19 protein-coding genes are annotated in these 22,467 nt (G+C 55.4%); 16 read left to right on the top strand and 3 right to left on the bottom strand.

Annotated features, from left to right (window positions below):
- Positions 1-129 precede the first annotated feature (129 nt).
- The 3 genes from RBR25_RS05460 to RBR25_RS05450 form a co-directional block, all read right to left on the bottom strand.
- Entirely contained in the window at positions 130-966 is an 837-nt protein-coding gene (locus tag RBR25_RS05460) for a 1,4-dihydroxy-6-naphthoate synthase (protein WP_432818529.1), read from the bottom strand.
- On the bottom strand, positions 963-1,709 hold the full coding sequence (mqnB, locus tag RBR25_RS05455) for a futalosine hydrolase (protein WP_432818528.1): 747 nt from the start codon (positions 1,707-1,709) through the stop codon (positions 963-965). Before mqnB ends, RBR25_RS05460 begins: the two co-directional genes overlap by 4 nt.
- 67 nt (positions 1,710-1,776) lie before the next feature.
- Entirely contained in the window at positions 1,777-2,865 is a 1,089-nt protein-coding gene (locus RBR25_RS05450) for a hypothetical protein (protein ID WP_432818527.1), read from the bottom strand.
- Positions 2,866-3,132: 267 nt separating this feature from the next.
- Here RBR25_RS05450 and RBR25_RS05445 point away from each other — a divergent pair, with 267 nt between their 5' ends.
- The 16 genes from RBR25_RS05445 to RBR25_RS05370 all read left to right on the top strand — a co-directional run bounded on the left by RBR25_RS05445 (position 3,133) and on the right by RBR25_RS05370 (position 22,310).
- Positions 3,133-3,693, top strand: coding sequence for a helix-turn-helix domain-containing protein (locus RBR25_RS05445; RefSeq protein ID WP_432818526.1), 561 nt, complete (start codon positions 3,133-3,135; stop codon positions 3,691-3,693).
- 94 nt (positions 3,694-3,787) lie between these two features.
- Entirely contained in the window at positions 3,788-5,932 is a 2,145-nt protein-coding gene (gene scpA, locus RBR25_RS05440; protein WP_432818525.1) for a methylmalonyl-CoA mutase, read from the top strand.
- A gap of 80 nt (positions 5,933-6,012) precedes the next feature.
- Positions 6,013-7,023 carry a methylmalonyl Co-A mutase-associated GTPase MeaB gene (gene meaB / locus RBR25_RS05435; protein WP_432818524.1) on the top strand — a complete coding sequence of 337 codons (1,011 nt, stop codon included), beginning with the start codon at positions 6,013-6,015 and terminating at the stop codon, positions 7,021-7,023.
- Positions 7,024-7,143: 120 nt separating this feature from the next.
- Positions 7,144-7,545: a methylmalonyl-CoA epimerase gene (mce, locus tag RBR25_RS05430; protein ID WP_432818523.1), complete on the top strand. Its 402-nt coding sequence runs from the start codon at positions 7,144-7,146 to the stop codon at positions 7,543-7,545.
- A 279-nt stretch (positions 7,546-7,824) separates the two neighbouring features.
- Complete coding sequence (locus RBR25_RS05425) at positions 7,825-8,325, top strand: TlpA family protein disulfide reductase (RefSeq protein ID WP_432818522.1); 501 nt, start codon at positions 7,825-7,827, stop codon at positions 8,323-8,325.
- A gap of 459 nt (positions 8,326-8,784) precedes the next feature.
- Positions 8,785-8,925: a hypothetical protein gene (locus RBR25_RS05420; protein WP_432818521.1), complete on the top strand. Its 141-nt coding sequence runs from the start codon at positions 8,785-8,787 to the stop codon at positions 8,923-8,925.
- Positions 8,926-9,017: 92 nt separating this feature from the next.
- Positions 9,018-10,385: a hypothetical protein gene (locus RBR25_RS05415; protein WP_432818520.1), complete on the top strand. Its 1,368-nt coding sequence runs from the start codon at positions 9,018-9,020 to the stop codon at positions 10,383-10,385.
- 181 nt (positions 10,386-10,566) lie between these two features.
- Positions 10,567-12,390 (top strand): FG-GAP repeat domain-containing protein, encoded by a 1,824-nt coding sequence (locus RBR25_RS05410; RefSeq protein WP_432818519.1) that lies wholly within the window; start codon positions 10,567-10,569, stop codon positions 12,388-12,390.
- A 175-nt stretch (positions 12,391-12,565) separates the two neighbouring features.
- Positions 12,566-13,993, top strand: a complete 1,428-nt coding sequence (locus RBR25_RS05405; RefSeq protein WP_432818518.1) for a hypothetical protein — start codon at positions 12,566-12,568, stop codon at positions 13,991-13,993.
- Positions 13,994-14,115: 122 nt separating this feature from the next.
- Positions 14,116-15,717 (top strand): hypothetical protein, encoded by a 1,602-nt coding sequence (locus tag RBR25_RS05400; protein ID WP_432818517.1) that lies wholly within the window; start codon positions 14,116-14,118, stop codon positions 15,715-15,717.
- Between the two features lie 409 nt (positions 15,718-16,126).
- On the top strand, positions 16,127-16,642 hold the full coding sequence (locus RBR25_RS05395) for a GspH/FimT family pseudopilin (protein ID WP_432818516.1): 516 nt from the start codon (positions 16,127-16,129) through the stop codon (positions 16,640-16,642).
- Between the two features lie 51 nt (positions 16,643-16,693).
- Positions 16,694-17,386, top strand: coding sequence for a prepilin-type N-terminal cleavage/methylation domain-containing protein (locus RBR25_RS05390; RefSeq protein WP_432818515.1), 693 nt, complete (start codon positions 16,694-16,696; stop codon positions 17,384-17,386).
- 6 nt (positions 17,387-17,392) lie between these two features.
- Positions 17,393-17,821: a type IV pilus modification PilV family protein gene (locus RBR25_RS05385; protein ID WP_432818514.1), complete on the top strand. Its 429-nt coding sequence runs from the start codon at positions 17,393-17,395 to the stop codon at positions 17,819-17,821.
- A gap of 26 nt (positions 17,822-17,847) precedes the next feature.
- Positions 17,848-18,447, top strand: coding sequence for a pilus assembly PilX N-terminal domain-containing protein (locus tag RBR25_RS05380; protein WP_432818513.1), 600 nt, complete (start codon positions 17,848-17,850; stop codon positions 18,445-18,447).
- A gap of 70 nt (positions 18,448-18,517) precedes the next feature.
- Positions 18,518-21,922 carry a pilus assembly protein gene (locus RBR25_RS05375; RefSeq protein WP_432818512.1) on the top strand — a complete coding sequence of 1,135 codons (3,405 nt, stop codon included), beginning with the start codon at positions 18,518-18,520 and terminating at the stop codon, positions 21,920-21,922.
- Positions 21,923-21,947: 25 nt separating this feature from the next.
- Entirely contained in the window at positions 21,948-22,310 is a 363-nt protein-coding gene (locus RBR25_RS05370; RefSeq protein ID WP_092058556.1) for a hypothetical protein, read from the top strand.
- Positions 22,311-22,467 lie beyond the last annotated feature (157 nt).

The raw sequence follows: 22,467 nt of genomic DNA, 5'->3' as shown, positions 1-22,467 counted from the left end.
GCGGGAGAAAAAACGGCAACAAAAAAATCGAGCGGCCACGTCCCTTCGGGAAGGAAAACGGGAAGGGACAAACCCTGTCATCGATAAAATATCCCGTATCTTGGTTGTCACAGGGTCCGACAACCCGGCTCAGTATCCGAAAAGCGGCAGCTCGCAGGGAGGAATCAGCCCCCGCGCTTCGGCCTGTGCCAGCAGATTTTCCACCGCCGCCAACCCCTCCTCGCCCAGGTCGAGGGAAAAGGGATTGACGTAGAGGCCGATATGGCTGGCGACGACCGTATCCGCCAGTTCCTGGGCATGCTCCTTGATGTAGGACCGGGAACGTTCAGGTTGGGCGAAGGCAAATTCGACGGAACGGCGCAGCGCCTCGTCGACTTCGCGAATCAGAGCCGGGCCGAGGGAACGCTTGATCAGAATGCCGCCGAGAGGAATGGGCCGACCGGTCGTCTCCTCCCACCACTGGCCGAGATCGAGGATTTTATGGAGCCCCAGGGCCGGATAGGTGAAACGCGATTCGTGGATGATGACCCCGGCCGCCACCTCCCCCCCCGCCACGGCGGCCATAATCCGGTCAAAGGGCATGATCGCTACCCGCTCGAAACCTTTGCCGTAAAGCTGCAGGAGCAGGTTGGCGGTCGTCAGCCGACCGGGAATGGCAATGGTCCGCTCGCGCAGAGACGCCATATCCCCCGCTTCTCGGGCCACCACCAGCGGCCCGCAGCCGCGTCCGAGAGCGCCGCCGGCGCGCAGCAGGGCGTACTCCCGGCGCAGATGACCGAGAGCATGATAGGAGATCTTGGTCATGTCGAGAGTCCCCGCCAAGGCCAGAGCATTGAGGGTCTCCACATCCTCCAGCCGCTCGCGGAAGTGGAGATCCCCCAGGGGAATGCGCCGATGCACCAGGGCATCGAAAATGAAAGTGTCGTTGGGACAGGGGGAATAGCCGAGGGTCAGGGTCAGGGTCATGCGCTCTCCTTGCGGTCATGCCAGCGGTTGAGCAGTTCCTGCACCGCCCATTGCGCGGCTTCCGCCCCCGCCTTGAGATTCCAACGCGCCGGGTCGCGGTCTTCCACCAGGTTGGAGATGCCGCGAATCTCCAGAAAGGGAATGTCGTGCAGGGCGCAGATCTGGGCAACGGCGGCGCCCTCCATGTTTTCGCAGATGCCGCCGGTGCGCCGAGCCAGGGCCTCGCCGGCGGCGAGGGTGCCGGAGCAGGTGGAGACGGTGACGAAAGGGCCGAAGGCGACCTGTGCGAAGCGGCCCCGTGCCGGTGAATTGAAGAGGTTGCGGGCCTTTTCCAGCAACCAGGGGCAGCAGGGATAACGGTTGTAATAGTTCTGGACGCCGCGCCGTACCAGGGGCAGGCCGAGGGCTTCCATATCGAGAAAGCCGCCGGGGGTCAGCGCCCCCTCGTCGCCATAAATCTCTTCGCCGGCGACGGCCAGATCCCCCACCCCCAACCCCGAACCGGGGAAGGCGCCCCCGCAGCCGAGGACGATCACCGCTGCCGGTCGGTAGGTGGCGAGGAGCAGGGTGGTCGCAGCGGCGGCGTTGACCTTGCCGACACCACAGTGCATAAGGGCGACGCTGCGCCCCAGCCGTGAACCGAGATAGAGTTCGTGCCCGCCGCAGTTGCGCACCTCGCAGGGGCTGAGAAAGCGGCGCAGCAGGCTGGTCTCCAGAGGAACGGCGGCAAGCAGGGCGATCATGGGCACCGGCGGGAGGAGAGGAAAGGGGACAGGTCGCTGGTAGAGGCGGTGGAAAACGCAGGGCGGCTCACGACTGATACCAGCCCTGGCGGATCAGGTCGCGGCGCAGGGGCGCCCCCTGGTTACGAACGATCCCCTGGTACCAGAAAAGATTCCCGCCTGTAGGAGCGCCTTCCTCCGGCGGGTCGAGACGCTTGCGCCGGTCGACCAGATTTTCCCGGAGGCGTTCATCGCTTTCGGCGACGATTTCGCGGATCTTTTCGGCCAGCGCCGGTGTCGTTTCGCTGATGACGAACTCGATCAGGTCGCGCAGCCGCAGACCTTGGCGATACTCCCAGAGATCCCCCTCAAATCCGGCGACGCACTCGCTGACGAAGTCGCTCCAGTCGAGGAGCAGACCGCCGAAATCCTCCTCGGCAAACTCCTCGTAATCCGGATGTGCAATCAAGAGCGCCTCGATCTGGTCCTGCTCCTTCTTCGAGAGGAAAAAAGCGAAATCGTCGGCCACCGGGTACATATCGAGGAGATCACCGATCTCCTCGCAGAAACAGGCGTAATCGAGGTCGCTGTCGCTCATTTCGGCGAAGGGCGCGGGGAGTGACCGGCGCGGCAGACACATGAGCGACAGATGGTCGTGTCCGCTGTCCGTGGGGAAGAGCAGATGGGGATCGTGACGGATGCCCCGACTCTCCAGCAGGTCGGTAATACGCAGATGATTGCCGGTGAAGCAGGTCAGAACCTTTTCCTCTGAATAGAAGATCTCAATCCCCTCGCGGTTGTTGGCCAGGCCAAAACCGACAAAGCCGTCGTGAATCAGGCGCGGCAGATAAGACTCGATCGCTTCGAGAATTTCCGCGGTCGGCAGATAGGGGGAATAGTAGATGGTCGGAGCGGGATTTTCCTCCTGTGAGGCGGCCGCTTCGTTGTCGTAGTATTCAAGGATGAAAAACATCTCCTCGGGCAGACGCGCCACCAGTGCGGCGAGCAGACCGGGAATCCGGTCGGCGTCGACCATGATCGAGAAGCGATAGGAATCGGTGGTGTTTTCCAGGGGGCCAAAGACATAGCCCTCGGTATAGATCGGAGTGGGGCTTCCGGGCTGTGGCGGCCAGAGACGCAGACCCAGGGGGAGTTGCAGGGACGGGGCAGAAGACAAGAGGAATCCTTTACTCGTTGAAGTGAAGCGCGAAAAGGAACGGAAGGCGCGGATGAAACGGCCTTCCGTTCCCACTCAAATTAGAGGATTCCCCCGGAAATGTCAACGGCCACCCCCTGCGCGGAGGCTTTGCCGGGAGTCCTAAATAGCTGTTTAGTTTGAATAAATGTTTTTATCTAAGGTAAATTAATTCTATTGACAACATCCCCCTTTTTCGATATATCCGATTGGAATAAAACCACTTTTTGTTTTTTACGGGACGATTCAATGGAATACAAAATCGGCGCGAAGATCAAGAAGCTCCGCAAGGCGCGCAAACTGACGTTGCAGGATGTCGCCCGCGAAACCGGCTTCTCCCCCGCGCTCATCTCACAGATCGAAAATAACAACGTCTCTCCCCCGATCGCCACTCTCTCCAAGCTGGCGCGCTTTTTCGACGTGAAAATGGGGCACTTCTTCGAGGAAGAGGAAGAAGAGCACAAATACGAGGTGGTACGCAAGGATGCCCGGCGAGTCATCAACCGGGTTATTTCCAAGGCCGGCACCGGCCACGGTTATACCTACGAAGCCCTTTCCTTCCGCAAGCACAACAAGAAGATGGAACCCTTCCTGGTGACCGTTTCCGAACGGGCCGGTGAGGAAACCCTCTACAACCACGAAGGGGAAGAGTTCCTGCTCATCCTCAAAGGGCGGGCGGAAATCCTTCTCGACGAGGAACGGATTGTCCTCGAAGAGGGGGACGCCATCTACTTCGATTCCTCCCTCCGTCACCGACTGCTCTCCTACGATGGCAACGAAGTCCAGGTTGTCGCCGTCGTCACCCGTTGATTAGGAACGTGAGGAGTGAGGAGTGAGGAGAAAGGACAGACACCTCACTCTTCACCCCTCACTCCTCACCGCTACACAGAAAGGTTTTCCGCGAATGAGCTCGTTCGAGAAAAAGTCCCTCAGCGATTGGGAAGCGCAGGTCAGGAAGGAACTCAAGGCCGACAATCTGGATAAATTGCAGTGGGATACCCCCGAAGGCATCCGGGTCAAGCCGCTCTACACCAAGGCCGATGTGGAAAAGTTGGAGAGCGCCGACACCCTTCCCGGCATCGCTCCCTTCGTGCGCGGGCCGATGGCCTCCATGTACGCCGGGCGCCCGTGGACCGTGCGCCAGTATGCGGGTTTTTCCACCGCCGAGGAATCGAACGCCTTCTACAAACGCAACCTTGCCGCCGGTCAGCAGGGCCTCTCCGTCGCCTTCGACCTGGCCACCCATCGCGGTTACGATTCGGACCATCCCCGGGTGGTCGGCGATGTCGGCAAGGCCGGAGTCGCCATCGATTCGGTGGAGGATATGAAAATCCTCTTCTCCGACATCCCCCTAGACCAGGTTTCGGTGTCGATGACCATGAACGGCGCGGTCCTGCCGATCATGGCCAACTACATCGTCGCCGCCGAGGAGCAGGGCGTCGCCCAGGAAAAACTGGCCGGGACCATCCAGAACGACATCCTTAAGGAGTTCATGGTCCGCAATACCTACATCTACCCGCCGGAACCGTCGATGCGGATCATCTCCGACATCATCGAGTACACCAGCCGGTACATGCCCAAGTTCAACTCCATTTCCATCTCCGGCTACCACATTCAGGAAGCCGGGGCGAATAACGCATTGGAGTTGGCCTTCACCCTGGCCGACGGCATCGAGTACGTCAAGGCGGCCCTGGCCAAGGGGCTTGACGTCGACACCTTTGCCCCACGCCTCTCTTTCTTCTTCGCCATCGGCATGAACTTCTTCATGGAAGCCGCCAAGCTGCGTGCCGCCCGTTTCCTCTGGGCCGACCTGATGCAGCGGTTCCAGCCGAAAAATCCCAAATCGCTGATGCTGCGCACCCACTGCCAGACCTCGGGTTGGAGCCTCACCGAGCAGGATCCCTACAACAACGTCATCCGCACCACCCTCGAAGCGCTGGCGGCGGTTCTCGGCGGCACCCAGTCGCTGCACACCAACGCCCTCGACGAAGCCATCGCCCTGCCCACCGACCAGTCGGCCCGCATCGCCCGCAACACCCAGCTCATCATTCAGGAGGAATCGGGCGTGACCAACGTCGTCGATCCCTTGGGCGGCTCCTACTACGTCGAATCGCTGACCGCCGCCCTGATCGACGAGGCGCGCAAGATTCTTGCCGAGATCGATGGATTGGGCGGCATGACCAAGGCCATCGAGTCGGGGATGCCGAAACTGCGTATCGAAGAGTCGGCGGCGAAAAAGCAGGCGGCCATCGACTCGGGACGGGAGGTTATCGTCGGCGTCAACAAGTACCGACTGGCCAAGGAAGAACCGATCGACGTTCTCGATATCGACAACACGGCGGTGCGCGAAGGGCAGATCGCCCGGCTGAAAAAGATGCGCGCCGAACGGGATGAGGCCGCCTGTCAAAAGGCCCTTGCCGCCATCACCGCTGTGTGCGAGAATCCGCAAGCCAACCTTCTCGGCCTGTGCGTCGAAGCCGCCCGCCTGCGTGCCTCGGTAGGAGAGATTTCCGACGCCATGGAAAAAGTCTTCGGCCGACATCGGGCCGAAATCAAACTTGTTTCGGGAGCCTATGGATCCGTCGTGGAAAAGGACCAGGATTTTACCGCACTGAAAAAACGTATCGACGCTTTTGCCGCCGCCGAAGGGCGCCGGCCGCGCATTCTCGTGGCCAAGATGGGCCAAGACGGACACGACCGGGGAGCCAAGGTCGTCGCCACCGCCTACGCCGATGCCGGCTTCGACGTCGACATGGGGCCGCTCTTCCAGACCCCCGAAGAAGCGGCGAAAATGGCGGTGGAGAACGACGTGCATGTGGTCGGCGTCTCCAGTCTCGCCGCCGGCCACAAGACCCTGGTGCCGCAACTCGCCGCCGAGCTGAAGAAACTCGGCGCCGACGACATCGTCATCGTCTGCGGCGGCGTCATCCCCCGCCAGGATTACGACGAACTGCTTGCTGCCGGGGCTTCACGCATCTTCGGACCCGGCACCCCGATCACCGTCTCCGCCACCCAGACCCTCGACGCCATTGAGGAAAAACGGCGGTAACAGGCACAGATCATTCTGTTTTCCAGGTAGGGGCGACGCATGCGTCGCCCTTACGCGTATATGACCGTAGGGGCGACCCGATGGGTCGCCCCTACAGCGAACCGAGGTTTTTCTTGCACAAAATCCACGATCTTGCCGAAGGGGTAAAACAGGGGCAATTGCGCGCCCTGGCCAAGGCCATTACCCTCATCGAAAGCAGCAACGCTGACCATTTCCGGGCGGCGTCCGCCCTCCTCGAAGGGCTTCTTCCCGCCTCGGGCAAGGCCATGCGCATCGGCATCTCCGGCGTGCCCGGCGTCGGCAAGAGCACCTTCATCGAAGCCTTCGGCCTGCACCTCACCCGTTCCGGCCACAAGGTCGCGGTTCTCGCCGTCGACCCCAGTTCGCAGATCTCCGGCGGCAGCATTCTCGGCGACAAGACGCGCATGGAAGAACTCTCCCGCGATCCCAACGCCTTCATCCGCCCCTCCCCCGCCGGCAGTACCCTCGGCGGGGTGGCCCGCAAAACCCGCGAAACCATGCTGCTGTGCGAGGCCGCCGGTTACGATGTGGTCATCGTTGAAACCGTCGGCGTCGGCCAGTCGGAAATTACCGTCGCCTCGATGGTCGATTTCTTCCTTTTGTTGCAATTGCCGGGGGCCGGCGACGAATTGCAGGGGATCAAAAAAGGGGTGATGGAAATCGCCGACGCCATCCTCATCAATAAAGCCGAGGGGGAAAACCGCCCCCGCGCCGAACTGGCCCGGAGCCAATACGTCAACGCCCTGCATCTCCTCAAGCCGAAAAGCGCGAACTGGCAGGTACCGGCCCTGCTCTGCAGCGCTCTGCACGGGGAAGGAATCGCCGAAGCCTGGGAAACCATCCGCGAATTTCGCCGGACCATGGAAGCGAGCGGCGAATTCGCCGAAAAGCGTCGGCGGCAGGCCGTCGACTGGATGTGGACTCTCGTCATGGACGAGTTGAAACAGCTTTTTCTGCACGACCCCAAGGTCGACGCCCTGCTCCCTCGCCTCCAGGACGCCGTCGACCAGGGCGTCACCACCCCCGGCGCCGCCGCCCGCCGCCTGCTGGAGGCGTTTAGGCGACCTTAAGACGCCGCCCTGCGTTTCCTGGTGGAGCAATGACGAAACCGGGGCGGCCCAAGGGTTCCCCCCCCGCCGCAGATAAACCTTAGCCCTTTCCTAATCCAACCCTAACAATCAGGAGCCATCATGACCCTGTTGATCAATCACATCGGTATCGCCGTGAAAAGTCTTGACACCTCTCTCTCCTTTTATCGCGACGTACTCGGCATGCCCTTCGAGGGAACCGAGGAGGTGGCCGAACAGAAGGTCAGGGTGGCCTTTCTCGGCGTGGGGGAAAGCCGCATCGAACTGCTGGAACCGACCTCGCCCGATTCGTCGGTAGCGAAATTTCTCGAAAAGAACGGCGAAGGGATCCATCACATCGCCTATCAGGTGGAGGATATTGTCGCGACCCTCGCACGCCTGAAAGCGAGCGGCGTCCGCCTGATCGACGAAAGCCCCCGTCACGGCGCCCATCACAGCCTCATCGCCTTTCTTCATCCCAAAGCCACGGGCGGAGTCCTTACCGAAATCTGTCAACCGGCATGAATTTTGAGTCGCGATCTCTCCTAAAATAACATCGTTTTTTTTTATCTATGACAAATAGATAAGCAATTACAGTAATCTATAGTAGCAGAAAAGTTTTACCTTGACTTTAAGAAGGATGAAAATATACTGAGCACCTGCTTGATAAAACAGCTATTTGCTGGAGTTCCAAAAGCCCGAAGAACCCGAACAGACAGTGCACCCAGCGATTGACTTGGCGGCACGCGTTGCTAGACTGAACGGCGGCATATTCGCCTTATTTCTCATATCAAGGAGAAATTCATGAAAAAGGTTTTGCTGTCCCTTTCAGTACTGTTCACGGTCCTCATTGCCGCGGTCTCCGCCTCGGCCGTGGAACCGGGCTCCTCGCCCCCCGACTTTCAACTCACGGATATCGACGGCACCCCCTTCAAACTCTCCGACCTCAAGGGGGAGCTGATCATTCTCAAATTGGCCACCACCTGGTGCCCCACCTGTCTGCAGCAGAGCAACGAATTCATCCAGGCCGCCGCCTACCTGAAAGAGAAAAATATCCGCGTGGTCGAGGTCTACCTGCAAGACTCGGGAAAAATGGTGCGCGCGTACCAGGACAAGACCCAATACGGATTCCCTCACTACACCATGGTCGACGACGGTCAGGCGCTCAAAGCTTACAATGTCTACCTGATCCCGAGGGTCATTCTCATCAACCGCGATTTCAAGGTCATGCGGGACGGGAACATTCTCACTGCCGGACAGATCAAGGCTGAATTTGACAAACTACCGGTGAGCCCGAAACCCTAGAAGTCCTGACTGGCAGCCCCTTTAATAATCGATCTTTCGTTGATGCCCAGCAACAGTGTTGCAAAAGCAGCACAGTAGAAGAAATGCCGAAAAACTTTCAACCGAAGGCCAAACACAGAAAATAGTCAAATTATTCAAACCACTTAAAAGTTTTCATTGAAGGTATTCTGGGACTATTTCTATTGGCATTCTCCTTGCTGTATGACTGATGTACGTTTTATTTGTTCTAGGCTTGATGCTATCGCACAAAACATCCTTCGGGATGGGCGGGCAAGAAGCGCCAAATTCAAGGCGCGCCATGGTCGAGCCATGAAACGTAGTCATTAGGTACGTTGAAGCGGCGAGACGAGGACAGCAACGCAGCAGTTGGCGTTTTTTTGCGACGCCATCCGGTTTCACCAGATCGACAGTCATAGAATCTGGTCCATCAATGGACTCTGACGAAGGGAGGTGAAAAGTATGAAGAAGATGATAACCCTGTTGCTGGCAACCATGCTGGCCGTTTCACTTTCGGCTTGCGCCACGACCAAAGGTGGTACCACCACCAAAGTCAAGTGCCCTGCTTGCGGTTACGAATTCGAAGCTGCGCTGGGAGGCTAACTCGACCTTGCGAACCAGACCCAACAGGCTTTCCGGTATCAGGACGGTCGGCCACCCAATTTTTTGATCGCTATTCACATCAGGAGGCAAAAGTGAGAAAAATCAGAATATTCATGATGGTCGCTGCCGCCTTGGCCCTGGCCTTGCCGGCGACGGCAGCCGACTTCAAGTTCAGCGGCGATATGAACCATCGCTTCAATCTCTACACCAATCAGGCCGGCTTATATAATGGTGTAGAAGGGGTTAAAGATACGGGAACGAAAGGCTCGATTGATGAGGATGATGTCGATGAGTTCTTCGGTGAGATCAAATATCGCCTGCAAACCGAAGCTTCGACCAACGACGGTAAAGTCAAGGCCGTTTACGCCGTCGAACTGGGGGCTATGCGTTTTGGCCAGAACTACACTAAAGGTGGAGGTGCCGGTTATTCCGGCGACGGCGTCAATATCGAGACCCGCTTCGCTTATACCGACATTCAGCTCCCCGCCGGCGACAAAACCCGCCTGGTCATCGGCTTGCAACCCTTCAGCGTCAACAGCTTTCTCTGGCATGAAACCGCCATGGGCGTTAAACTCACAGGGGATGCTGGTCCTGTCGACTACACCTTGGCCTGGATGCGCGGCAAAGAATATTTCAACGATGATGAGGAAGACGATTTTTTTGAAGACGCCGATGCCTTCCTGCTCCGCGGCGACATGAGACCTGCAGAAGAAGTGAAGCTGGGACTCTTCGCTCTCTATCAGATGGCCAACCCCGGTGATGATGCGGCCGCTCCCACTTATTCGTACCTGCTAAAAGAGGTTAATAACGTCGATTACGACCTGTTGACGTTAGGTGTCGACGGAAGCATGTCTGCCGGCAACCTCTTCGCCAACTGGGATCTGATGTTCCAGGACGGCGATGCTCAGGATGCTACCGGAGCAGACTCCGACATCCAAGGCTACCTCTTGCATGCCGACCTCGGCTTCACCTTCGGGAAAACCAAGCTGACCTATACCAGCTGGTATGCTTCAGGCGACGACGACGATACGGACACCGATATGGATAACTTCATTGCGACCGACCTTGACCGGTTCGACAGCGTTATCTTCTTCGAAGGTGGCTATACGGACGACAACTACTTCACCGAAGCGCCCTACATCCTCAACAAAGGTATCTTCTTCAACAAGCTTGCAGTTGACCACCAAGCGACCGACAAACTCAAGGTCGGCGGAGCGCTCATGTATGTGATGACCGCCGAGGATCTGACCCTGGCCGACAACAGCAAAGAAGACAAACTCGGCACCGAAATTGATGCGTATGTCTCGTACGCCCTCTACCCGAATGTCGAACTTGCCCTCAACCTCGGTTATCTCTTCGCCGACGACGGCATGGATTACTGGGAAATGGCCGATCAGCAGGACGGCGAATCGGATACCGATATCTACCGCAGCACCATGCGCGTTCGCTACAGCTTCTAACCCGGCGAACTCGCTCTACCGAAGCTTTTAAGAACAGGCCGGACGAAACGTCCGGCCTGTTCTTTTTCATGGACAAGGACGTCTTCATCAGTACAATGGCATGGCCCTTTTTCGTGCCGTTTTGTTTGCCCCTTCACCTGCCTGACCCGTTACCAACGTTTAACCGACAGGAGATTCAACCTTGATACCACGATCTTTCCTCTCTGTGCTGGTTCTCATTCCTCTGCTGCTCGGCGCCCTGCAGGCGCACGCTTCCGTCGACGCCGTCGCCAAGGATTTCAAGGATCTTTCGGGCGTGGTCATCATGCCGGTTCAGGATGAATTCATCATTGACCAGGATGCCGGTAACGGCGTGGTGGCCGGTGACCTTTTCAGCGTGATCCAAACGGGAACCAAAATCGTTCACCCGGTCACCAACAAGGTCTTGGGCACCCTCGATGAGGTAAAGGGCTTGCTTGTGGTCACCCGGGTACGTTCCGGCTATTCCTATGTGCGGCCGGTGGGACCGGTCCAGGGCATCGGGCGGGGGGATATTGTGCGTCGCTATGGCCAGGTATCCGCCGCTCTCTGGGATTATACTGGACAGGGAGAGGCCTTTTTCGCCAAATTGAAAGCAGCGCTGCCCCATCTTAATTGGCTGGATTACGCCGTCGCCCAGGCCAACCGTCCTCAGAAACCTAGCCCACCGACAACAGACGAACCGGCTTTGATCTTTATCCTGCGCAACGACGGCCTGGATGTGCGCGGCATCGGGTTCCAGACCATCCACGCCTATCCGGCGCCGCTGAATGTTCCGTCACCAGCGACGCCGATTCTGGCGGCCTCGACATCGTTACCGGCGACATCGGCCATCCCGGCCTCCGGGCTGGAAGAACGGCTTCAGGCCCTTGAGCAGAAAGTACAACAGGGGAATACCACTGCGGCCCCCTACCGCTTGGAAGCAGCCCCGCAAAAAATGGACGGGAATGTCGCTTACGAAGTCGCTTATAGTAATTTTGTCAATGTCGGCGATCTCCCAGGGAAAACCCTGATGGCCGACTTTTCCCCGGACGGCAACCGGTTGCTGCTGGCCACCACCGACGGGGGAAAGATCGAAATCTTCGCTGTGACTGAAACCCTGCAGCCGCTGGCCGCAGAGAAACCCAGCCAACCTGGAAAACTGTTGTCCCTGCATTGGTGGCAGCCGCAACCATCCGGACCGCTCTATCTGGCGGCGACCCAAGCTGTCGATCAGAATGTCGCTTTTGGACCTCAAACCGGCAAGAAGATCTCCGGCTCGATTTTCGAATTCACAGGCAGTTCTCTTGTTCCGGTTCGTCAAGGGTTAAATTATCTGCTCGGCAGCTTCGACCGTAACGGCGACGGGATCAAAGAAACGCTCCTGGCCCAGGAGTTCGATCGCGACGTCTTTTTCGGTCCCCGCATCTACGAACTGCAGTCGCGCGGTGACAAAATCGAGCGGGTTGACCTCGGGTTCGATCTTCCCGGTTCTTTTCCCGTGCAGGGGAGTACTTTAGTCGACCTGACCGGCGATGGTCGTCAGGAAGCCGTCTATGTCTTCAATCGGGTCCTCTATATTTATGACGGCAACAAAAAACTATACGAATCAGCGAAGACCATTGGGGGCAGCCAGTCAGTATTCACCTATGCCATTAACCCCGGTGCCGCCGATCAGCTGACCACCACGGCCTCCTTCGAGGTAGCACCGACAGCCGCCGATCTCGATGGTGACGGCCGTCCCGAACTGGTCGCCGTCGCCGCCGAGGGCAGCGCTTTTCGCGCTCCCGGAATCGGTCCCGGCATCAGCAAAAGCTGGCTGCACGTGCTCAAATACCAAAACGGCCGCTTTGTCCGCGGCTCCATGGGGGGCGAACTTGATGTCCCCCTGCAAGGGCTGACGGTCGCCAAAAACCGCGCCCTGCTGGTTGCTTCGCAACCTGGCAGCCTTTTCGGAGAAACCGGAAACAGCACCCTTTTAGCCCTTCCCTTGCAAACAGGGAATTGATACTGTTCCATCAAGCTCGGCGGAAGCCGGGCTTTTTATAACCGATTCAGACAACTTGAGTTCTGCCAACTTCCAACTCATCGTAGGCCGTTTTTTTCGGAGAACCTGCCATCTTCGTCAAACTAAACGGCCTACTCTTTCAATCCACATTGCGAATCGAACAGGAGAACAGGAGATGAACGGAAAAAGAAAAATCTTGGGATGCGCCCTGCTTGGGCTCTTCCTGCTCACCACCCAGGCCCAGGCGGAAATCGAGTTCTTCGGCACCGCCAAGGTCAAACCGACCTTCTATAGCAACTTTGACTTCCAGGACAGCACCTCGGACAAGTCGATTGTCAGCGAGGCCGGCCTCACCAAAGGGGAACACATTCGCGGTGAGATCCGTCTCGGCTGGAAAGCCGAAGGGGACAAGTGGAAAATCAAAATGATCGCTGAAGCGGATGTTGTTTACGAAAAAGACACCGCCGATCGTTCCTACTATATCGGGGCGGAGAAATATAATTCTCCTAACACCGGCGGTGAATTCGGCATCGAACGCCTGGAACTGCTCTACACCTTTCTCCCTCAACTCGAACTACAGACCGGTTGGGATATCCGCGCTCTCGACATCAAGACCGGCGGTCTGCTCTACGGCGACGATCATCCCTTCCTCGGCTTTCGCGGCAAGTTAAGTGATGCAGCCAAATATGAGGTTCTCTACATCCCGATTCAAAACAATATCTCATGGCAGACAACACAGCCTTACGAATCCGCAGATGAAAACGACTGGCGGGTCTACTCTGTCAAGCTGGATTACACCCTTGGAGCAGCCAAGCCCGCCCCCGGCGAGTTCGGCCTGACCTTGAGTCCTCTTTACGCCTATAGCGACAATGACTGGAGGATGGCCCAGATTCACTATTACGGCTTGGAGTTGACCGGAACCACCGGTCCCATTAAGCCCTTTTTTGAAATCGTCGGAGCCGACGGTGATTTCGATGATAGCGCAGGCGGCGGTGACATCTCATCCTGGGCACTCTTCGCCGGGGTCGAAGTTCCAGTTAGCAAGGCGTTCAATCCTTACGTCGCCTTCCGCTACACCCAAGGTGACGATGATGCCACCGACAACGACGTCGATGGCTGGGTCGGAATCACCGACATCGGCCGTTTCACCGGGCTTATGGGGATGGACGGCAGCATTCTCAGCGAAGACCTCGGCCAGAGTTACGGTGCTACCCTCTATTCCTACTCGCCGGAACGCGCGCTGGGCAGCCATCAGTACGGCGGGATCGGCAATGCCGGTTCCGGCGATAACCCCGGCCAGAAGCTTGTTGCCGTCGGCACCCAGGGGGATCTCTCCTCTCTTGTCAACAACCTCATGTATAAAACCCAGGCTTTTTTCATCTGGTACGACGAGACCGACAATCTGACCAACAAGAAGAACCCCGGCAAGAAAGTTGACGACTATGCCGGGACCACCTTCGACCTGCAAATGATGTATGCCTTCAATAAAAACTTCAGCATTGACTACATCTTCAGCACCTTTATCCCCGGAGACGGGATTGAGGATCAGTTCGGCGACGACTTGGCCATGGTCAACGCCCTGACCCTGTCTTGGACCTACTAGGGTGATCACTGCGGCACCCTGCTTACCGACTGCGGAGGTTCTCTTTGGGACCTCCGCAGTTTCCTTCCCACGACGGTGATCCGGCCAGTTTCGCGCGGACGGACAGCAAAGGAGCAGTTTCAATGCCATATTTCCGACGTTTCATCTTCTTTGTACTGATCCTTCCTCTCTTCTTTACCCTTTCAGCTCAGGCCGGCGACTGGCCCAAAATAGAAGGGTCTCTGTCCCTCTGGGATGGCCCTAAGCTGGTCACTCTGCGCACCAACATCGCAGAGCCCCTCACTGCACCGGCTGTGCAGGAGTTACTTGAACTGTTGCTGGAGCGCGGTTTCGTCGTCATCCCGGCCAACCCCAATGCGGTCGTCAAAGAGGGGCTCATCCTGGACCATCGCCTGGAGGACAAAGGGACGGTTCTCGCCCTGAGCCGGGCCGCCGACCAAGCAATTATCGCTTTCGAGCGTCGAATCGCCGTAACACCGGCGACATCCTCAAACCTGTCGCAAACATCTCCGGCCCTCCACACCACCGCCGCGGTTCCTGCTCCGGTGAAGATCGCCGCGCCCTTGGTAGCTGAGCCGCCCGTTCAGCCGGTTTCCCAAGCGGTGACCCCGCCGCCCACACCCATGCCCGCCACAGCAACCGAAAAGCCAAACCGTTTGATTTTACCGCCGGTGAAAACCGACGTTACGGTGTTGAGTCCTTCCGACGCAGAGGCTGCCGGATTGCCGAAGGGCCCTGTCGAGATCGCCGGGGCACCGGCGGCTTTGGTGATTCTTGATGCCCCCACGCCAGAACAGCTGGAGCTGGTGGTACAAGACGGATCCGCCTTGAAAAGACTGCGTTTGAGCAAAGACGGCCTGGCGGAAAGTGAACGAATCGAAGCGCCGCTGTCTCCTCTGCGCCCCTTGCACCTCGACCTCGCTGATCTTGAGAACGACGGAAAACCGGAAATAATCGGCAACTGGGCACAGGATCATCGGGGCATTTATCAGGGAACCGAATCCCATCTGCATACCTGGATTTTTAATGTGAACGATGCCGGATTGTCCCTGCGTGGAAAAGATTTGGGAAGTTATGTCCGGGCAGTACAAAACCGTGCCTTTACCCAGAATCGCGGCGCTTACGATCCCTTTGTCGGGCCGGTGTTTCCTCTTGTGGAAACAGCCGACAACACCTTTATCCCCGATAAAAAGCCGTGCCCTTGGGGCGGGGGAAGCCTCTATGACATCTCTCCCTTCAGCGCCGACGAGGCCCTGGGCTGGGACGAGGCGAGACGCATGCAGGTGGTTGATCGGGTTTCCGGAAAGGCGGTACCGGGAACAACCCTACTGGCAGACCTCGGCGAATTCCGCGGCCCCGAGATCGCTATTCCCTTGGAAACCCCCGAGTACCGCTCGGGGTTCAGCAAGGAAGACCAAGTGCGTGAACGCAATTTTCCCCTACCGCGTCGAGTCAGTTTCGGTACCGATGGGGCTGCCTACACCATCGAAAGAAAACGCAGTTCGGGTTTACCACTGCTCGGCAAACCGAATGGCCAGGATGCCGTGGTGCGTATCGTACGTGATCGCCAAGGGCTACACTTGGAACGGCCCTTCGCCGGGGTGGAAGCCTTCATCATCGACTTTGCTCTGGTCGAACGTTCAGGAAAAGATTTAGCCGTTCTTCTGTTGCTCAATGAACAGGAAAATGGCAGCGGGCGTGCCTGGCTGCAGTTGGTGCACTAACACAAAATCCGCTCTCATGGTTGCTCCCTCCACAGACCTCCCAGTCTGTTCTGATTCCAAAGCGCCCTGGGCGTTTATCTGAAGGACTAAAAGCCCTTTTGGTAACCCCAGGGCGATCACCGTCACATCGTATAAATTTGCTCGCCGAGTTTACCTAAGGGACGAAGTGCGTCGATGCCTGAGGCAGGAATGCGCTTTTCACCCTCCCCGTCTCAAAATCCCCAGGTCCCGAAAGCAGCCGAACCGCACTGGCCTTATTGTGCAAAAATTGCGTACACTATGCAGGAATTGCACGATTCGCGCACCCCAAAACGAAATAAATCAGCAACTTGGGCGCTGGCACAAAACTTTCATAAAAGTTGGCCACAGCCCTCTTGTGATGATGAGCGATTCAAAAAGGACACAAGCCATGAAACAACGCAACCGACAAACCGGGTTCACGCTGATGGAACTGATCATCGTGGTCGCCATTATCGCCATCAGCGCAGCCATCGCCATTCCCGGCATCATGAACTGGCTGCCGAACTACCGGTTGAGTGGCGCCGCGCGAGAACTGTTTTCCAACATGCAGAAAGCAAAATCTGAGGCCGTCAAACGCAACACCAGTATCGGCATCGCATTCACCACCGTTGTGTTTCCGGCTACGGGCGGCGGCTACACCGTTTTTATCGATGACGGTGAAGGTGGAGGCACTCCCGGCAATGCCGTTCAAGACGGCGGTGAACGATTGCTGTTCCAGATCACCATGCCGCCCGGCTGCTCGCTGGTTACTGCAACCTTTAACGGCGCGAGAACGGGCTATAATTCTCGCGGACTACCTCTGGGAAACCGAATAGGTACCGTCACAATCAGAAACGCCAGATCACGCTCGTTCGATGTAGCTCTCTCTATAGCCGGTTATGCCGCAATAACCAATAACCCATAGTTTCACCGACGCCGATGGCAGCTGGCAATAACCTGAATAGGAATGAATGTCATGAAGAATAAACCCTTAGCTTCGCACATGAAACAACGGGGCTTCACTCTGGTTGAAATCCTTATCGCTCTGGCCATATCCGGCCTGTTGCTGACAGCAGTTTATGCGGCCTTCCAGTCGCAGCAGAAGAGCTATCTGGCCCAAGATCAGGTTGCAGAAGTACAGCAAAACATCCGTGCAGGCATAGATTTTATGGTGCGCGAAATGCGCATGGCGGGATACGACCCCACAGGAACAGACAGAGCCGGGATTGAAGTCGCTACGATTGGGCATTTTGGATTTACGCAGGATCTTAATGCTGACGGCGACATCGAAGACCCGAATGAATCGGTTATTTATGGATTCAAAGATGAGTTTGATAGCGAACCCGATGGCATAGTAGACAACAATGATGTAGCTCCTCTTGGTAGAGATACCGGGGGAGGCTTACAGCCAGTAACAGACAACATTCAGGCCATCGAGTTTCTTTACTTTGATCAAGATGGCGGAATTCTTGATACCAGCATCGCTGCGAATCTTCGCAGAATCCGCAGTGTGCAAACCTCCCTTTTGGCCCGCGCAGATCGACCTGACATGCAGTTCACCAATACCCAAACCTATACCGCGGCATCCGGCGCCGTCTGGGGGCCATACAACGACAACTTCCGCCGACGCTTCCAAATCATCACGGTGCAATGCCGCAACATGGAGTGATGAATCATGTGCCCAAAACTTTTGTCCGATTCTTCCGGTTTCACCCTGATTGAGGTACTCATCACCCTGGTAATCTTTGCCGTCGGCATTCTGGGGCTGGCCCTGATGCAGATTTCGGCCATCAAGGGCAACTCCGTTGCCAACCGGGTTACAGAAGCAGCCAACATCGCCAGTAATCAGATCGAACAGATTTTCAGCTGGGATTATAACGACAACCGCCTTGAAGAAGACACAAACGGCATCTATACCCTCACCAATGGCGCAGATCAAGTTGCCGACGGCCATCAATTGGATGCCGGTGGCAACTATGACATCATCTGGAATGTCCAGGAAAATACCCCGGTAGCGGACAGCAAAACTGTAGATGTCACCGTCATCTGGTTTGACAAGGGGCAGAGCAAGGAACTCATCCTGTCCACCATAAAGACCCCATAATGGCATTTCCGCCAAACGAGGATTTCATGAACGACCGTCTACAAACCAACGAAAAAGGCTTTGTACTGATCAGCGCCATGCTATTTCTGATCATCCTGACCACGATTGGCATTCTAGCCACCAACATCACCACAGTGGAATTGCAGATTTCTACCAACGACCGCATCACCAGAGAAAACTTTTACAACCAGGAAATGGGGTTGACGGTTGCAAAAATAAATTACCGGGATTGGATGACCAGTGAGTTTGTTAAAGACAGTACAACGGCTGCTTATTTCCCAGAACCCGGCACCCTGGGTACAGATGCTAACGGAAACGGCATCGATGATCGCAGTGAAATCACCAACAGCGCCGGGGAGGTTATCGCCATCTACAAAGCTCGTAAAATCGATTCTCCAGCAGCAATTATCAGCACGTGGGAAGATGCGGACGTATTTGGCAGTGCCGCCAATCATCCGGCAAATCAGATTCCGGTACTTGAACATAAAACCGACGCATCCAAAGTTCCTGGAAGCGGCTACGGAGCAGGTAATGTGTTAAGGCGCTATGCCTTAACCGCTTATTCACCCAGAAACGATCGTAATGTCATTCTTCAAGAGGGCCTGATTCGCGCATTTCCACAATAAGACACCATAACTATGAGGTCTTTTTACTGCCTTGCCATCGGCAGGCGTTACCCCGAACAAGGAGTACCCTATGAAACTTTCACGATTCTTATTTCTGGTCAGTCTGCTGCTGATGGCTCTTACCGCCCAAGCAGACGATATCGACATCTACGGGGTTTCCGGCATTGGTGAGGGCCTCAAGCCCAACGTGCTGATTATCCTGGACAATTCAGGCAGCATGGACGAAAACGACGTTCCAGGAGAACCTTACGATCCCAATGTAACCTATTCAGGAAACTATGAAACCAACCGGGTTTATGAAAAGGATGGAAAAAGTTGGGATTTCTATTTTTCCGATATTGACTCGGCGAACTGGACCTGTGAACCCGCTCGTACACAACTTAAAACCACAGGTTCCTGGAAAGGAAAGCTCCGCCTAAAAAAAGGAATTGTTACATGCACAAACTCGGGCTCAGCCCATGATTACCGGCTTGGTAATTATCGCAACTTTTTGGCATCAGGCGGTGCTTATCGTATCCGCATGGAAGTGGCCAAAGAGGTAGTCGCCAATCTGATTTATCAAAACCATGAAAAAGTTAATTTTGGTCTGATGGCATTCAATACAGGGGGCAACGCTGATAATGGCGGCTACATCGTGGCTAAATGCGGTGCAGAGTTGCAGACCCTGATCGGTTCATATACTCCCGGAACCTCCGTCATGCTTGATAATGAACAGAATGATTTTGGCGCGGTCGGAACTCTTTATTCCACAACCTGGACACCGTTATCTGAAACCATGGCAGAAGCGGGGCTCTACTTCGCCGGAAAACAAAGTTGGTTCAATGGAACATCTACCGGCAGCAGCTATCCCCTTGGGAAATACAGCTATTCCTGTACACAAGACAATGATGGTTGTCAAAACTACAACGCGAGCAGTCCCATCGAATTTCGATGTCAGAAAAATTATATTATTTTGGTTACCGATGGAGAGCCAACGCACGATGATGACAAACTTGACAGCTTAAACTACATTATCAACCAGCGCTTGACTGAAAGTGGAACTGATGGTAACAACAGCTATTTGGATGATGTCGCCGAATTTTTAAATGCCAACGATCTTCTACCAGAACTCGGTTCAGCTGGAGATTTCCCCGATCAGACAGTTACAACCTACACGGTTGGCTTTCAGACAGACCAGGATCTTCTGGAAAGCACCGCCAGCCGTGGTGGCGGCGAGTACTATACCGCCACCAGCGCCGCTGAACTGGGAGAATCGCTGACCAATATCATCGATACCATTGGTCAGCTTAATGAAATGTTTACGGCCTCCACGGTGCCCGTAAGCACTGCGGACGGCGTATTTTCAGGAAATCACATCTATCTTGGCCTGTTTCAACCCACCAATCAGAGCAACTGGCTTGGAAATCTGAAAAAATTTGGCCTTTCCGATGACGGTGCCATTTTGGACAAGTTTGGTAATCCGGCAGCCAATGACAAGGGCACCATTTTCGACAGCGCCACCTCCTATTGGTGCACAGCAGCCGACGGGCCAAATGTAGCAGCCGGTGGCGCCGGCGAACTTCTGCGCGACCGTACAACAGATCGGGTACTGTACACCTACACGGGCAGCAACAGCGCCCTTAACCACAGCAGCAACCTGTTCACGGCCACCAACACGGTTTTAACAGCCGCCACGGAGGCCGACCCACCGGGCTTAGGTCTCAGCCTCGATGACATAAATGCCGTGCATCAAGGCGTGGCTGATGACTGGCCCTTGGGCAGCCTGTTGCACTTTCAGCCATTGGTGGAACATTACGATATCGACAACGATGGCGCCTACGATGGTTCCGGCGACAAATCCGTCATTTTTGTCGGTGGCAACGATGGTTTGCTGCATTGTTTTGATGACAGCACAGGCGAAGAGCTTTGGGGCTTTATTCCGCCTGATCTGTTATCCAATATCAACCTGCTGAGCAGTGCAGATGATCTGCTCTACTTTGTCGATGGCAACGCCAGTCTGTATCACTATGACGACGATGGTAGTGCCAATACCCCTGACAAAAAATTACTCATCTTCGGTCAGCGGCGCGGCGGTTTCAGCTACACCACTTTGGATGTGACCAATCACAGTGCACCGCTATATAAATACAGTATCGATGCGGACCACCTCGGTAGTGGCCAAGAGGTTTTGGGACAATCCTGGGCAGAACCCCAACCGTGCCGCATGGGCTACATGGATAACTCTACCTACAAAACCAAGGATGTTTTCTTCCTATCAGGCGGTTACGACATCAACCAAGACAAGGAAGGGGAAGAAAAAGCAACAGAAGACAGCATAGGCCGCGCCGTATTTGCCATTGACGCACAGACGGGCGCGTTGTTCAGTAACTGCCTGTTCAGTCACTCTAACTATGCTTCTATGACCCATTCCATTATTGACGCCGCCGCTTATCCCAGCCCATACACAGGAACCAGCACCCGCATCTACGCCGGTGATCTGAATGGAAATCTTTTCGCGTTCCGAGATGACATCTTCCATCGTAATCGTGATGCCAGCAAAAGCGCTGATTTTGAGGGCAAATACGACGGCCAAGAAGATGGGAACTGGGAGCAGAAATTGAAACTGTATAGCGCCCCAGGCAAGAAAATCTGGTACGCTCCAGAAATTACCTACGAATATTATCCGGTTAATTTTACCTACCCCGCCAACGAAACCGGCGGCTCTAGCGAAGAGATTCGTACCGAATACCGAGTAGGCGACTTCGTATTCTTTGGCACCGGCGACCGTTCGCGCCCGAATGAAACAGGCACCGTTAATGTTTTCTACGCCATAAAAAACAACTGGCAGTGGCCTGACAATTCACCCACAATCATCGAAGCCTATGTCGATAAAAATGACAATGGTACAGTAAAAGCAAAATCCGACAATCACATAATTACTGATGAAGAATATTTCATTCTTGATGTCACTGACAATCGGATCCATGACCAGCAAGTAGATGAACAAGTGCGTATTGATTTTAATAATTTCGTAAAGACTGCTCTTAAGAAACCAAACAACAGGGGATGGTTCCTGCGCTTGATCGAGAAAAATGGCAGTTCTGTAGGTGAAAAGCTGGTTTCATCACCTCTTATTTTCTCTGGTATTGTCCTTTTCACTACCTTCGTCCCTGAATCAAATGCCGATGGAAGCTGTGACGCCGGGAATGATCCCTGTGCCAGCCCAGGCAGCAGTGGAACAGGCTATCTTTATGCGTTGGATTATCTTACCGGCGCAGACGCCTTTAACCTCGTTGAAGAACGACGTTTACCCTTGGCAAAATCCGGCATTCCACCAGCACCGACACTAATCGTGACAGAAGAGGGGCCGATCGTTTTAGTCGGAACACAAGGCCCCTCAGATGATGATGATGAGGATGACGATATTGACCCTTGGCCAGACTTGAAGAAAAATGTAGTTGAGCGATTTTTCTGGCGGCAGTTAAACCTTAATTAACTCACACTTTCATCAAGGAGACAGCATGCATAAAATTCAAAAAAATATCTTCATCCTGTTTCTCGGGGCTTTCCTCCTCATTGTCGCAAGAGGAAATCTTTTAATGGCCGCTGAAACCGCGAGTCAACAACCTTACCGCTTGGACGCAGGAGTCATGTACATTGTTCCAGACGATAATCTGGCGATTATTGCCGAAAAGGAAATTCACCTGAAATCGCACATCGAGAAAGGGATTAAAGTGTGGGATACCCGGTTTATTGATGCGCAGGACAAAGAAATTAACCTGTCCACCTTCAAAAAGCGCGACCGGGTTCTAGTGACCGGTTCAATCGAAAACGGCAAGATCACCGCCGACGAAATCCGCCTGCTACGACCAGCAGCAGACTAAATCTCCGCGAAAGCTACCCGCTTCTCTGGGCAATCGAGTAGGGTGAGGCGAGCAGATCAAGCTCGCCTCATCCCTCTCACAGAACCGTACGTACGGGCCTCGTATACGGCTCCTGTCCATTCTTCCCCTCAGTACATCTGAGGCAGGTACCCGGTTT

This window comes from Trichloromonas sp. (assembly GCF_034006665.1).
Classification (GTDB): domain Bacteria; phylum Desulfobacterota; class Desulfuromonadia; order Desulfuromonadales; family Trichloromonadaceae; genus Trichloromonas.
The sequence above is the reverse complement of the archived record's forward strand: the minus strand, read 5'-3'. Positions and strand labels throughout refer to the sequence as shown.

Bases quoted from the DNA above. Each gene is read 5' to 3' on its own strand.
- RBR25_RS05385 (WP_432818514.1), top strand. From the start codon at position 17,393: ATGTGCCCAAAACTTTTGTCCGATTCTTCCGGTTTCACCCTGATTGAG.
- RBR25_RS05445 (WP_432818526.1), top strand. From the start codon at position 3,133: ATGGAATACAAAATCGGCGCGAAGATCAAGAAGCTCCGCAAGGCGCGC.
- RBR25_RS05375 (WP_432818512.1), top strand. From the start codon at position 18,518: ATGAAACTTTCACGATTCTTATTTCTGGTCAGTCTGCTGCTGATGGCT.
- mce (WP_432818523.1), top strand. From the start codon at position 7,144: ATGACCCTGTTGATCAATCACATCGGTATCGCCGTGAAAAGTCTTGAC.
- RBR25_RS05395 (WP_432818516.1), top strand. From the start codon at position 16,127: ATGAAACAACGCAACCGACAAACCGGGTTCACGCTGATGGAACTGATC.
- RBR25_RS05370 (WP_092058556.1), top strand. From the start codon at position 21,948: ATGCATAAAATTCAAAAAAATATCTTCATCCTGTTTCTCGGGGCTTTC.
- RBR25_RS05400 (WP_432818517.1), top strand. From the start codon at position 14,116: ATGCCATATTTCCGACGTTTCATCTTCTTTGTACTGATCCTTCCTCTC.
- meaB (WP_432818524.1), top strand. From the start codon at position 6,013: ATGGGTCGCCCCTACAGCGAACCGAGGTTTTTCTTGCACAAAATCCAC.
- RBR25_RS05460 (WP_432818529.1), bottom strand. From the start codon at position 966: ATGACCCTGACCCTGACCCTCGGCTATTCCCCCTGTCCCAACGACACT.
- mqnB (WP_432818528.1), bottom strand. From the start codon at position 1,709: ATGATCGCCCTGCTTGCCGCCGTTCCTCTGGAGACCAGCCTGCTGCGC.
- RBR25_RS05380 (WP_432818513.1), top strand. From the start codon at position 17,848: ATGAACGACCGTCTACAAACCAACGAAAAAGGCTTTGTACTGATCAGC.
- scpA (WP_432818525.1), top strand. From the start codon at position 3,788: ATGAGCTCGTTCGAGAAAAAGTCCCTCAGCGATTGGGAAGCGCAGGTC.
- RBR25_RS05425 (WP_432818522.1), top strand. From the start codon at position 7,825: ATGAAAAAGGTTTTGCTGTCCCTTTCAGTACTGTTCACGGTCCTCATT.
- RBR25_RS05405 (WP_432818518.1), top strand. From the start codon at position 12,566: ATGAACGGAAAAAGAAAAATCTTGGGATGCGCCCTGCTTGGGCTCTTC.
- RBR25_RS05390 (WP_432818515.1), top strand. From the start codon at position 16,694: ATGAAGAATAAACCCTTAGCTTCGCACATGAAACAACGGGGCTTCACT.
- RBR25_RS05420 (WP_432818521.1), top strand. From the start codon at position 8,785: ATGAAGAAGATGATAACCCTGTTGCTGGCAACCATGCTGGCCGTTTCA.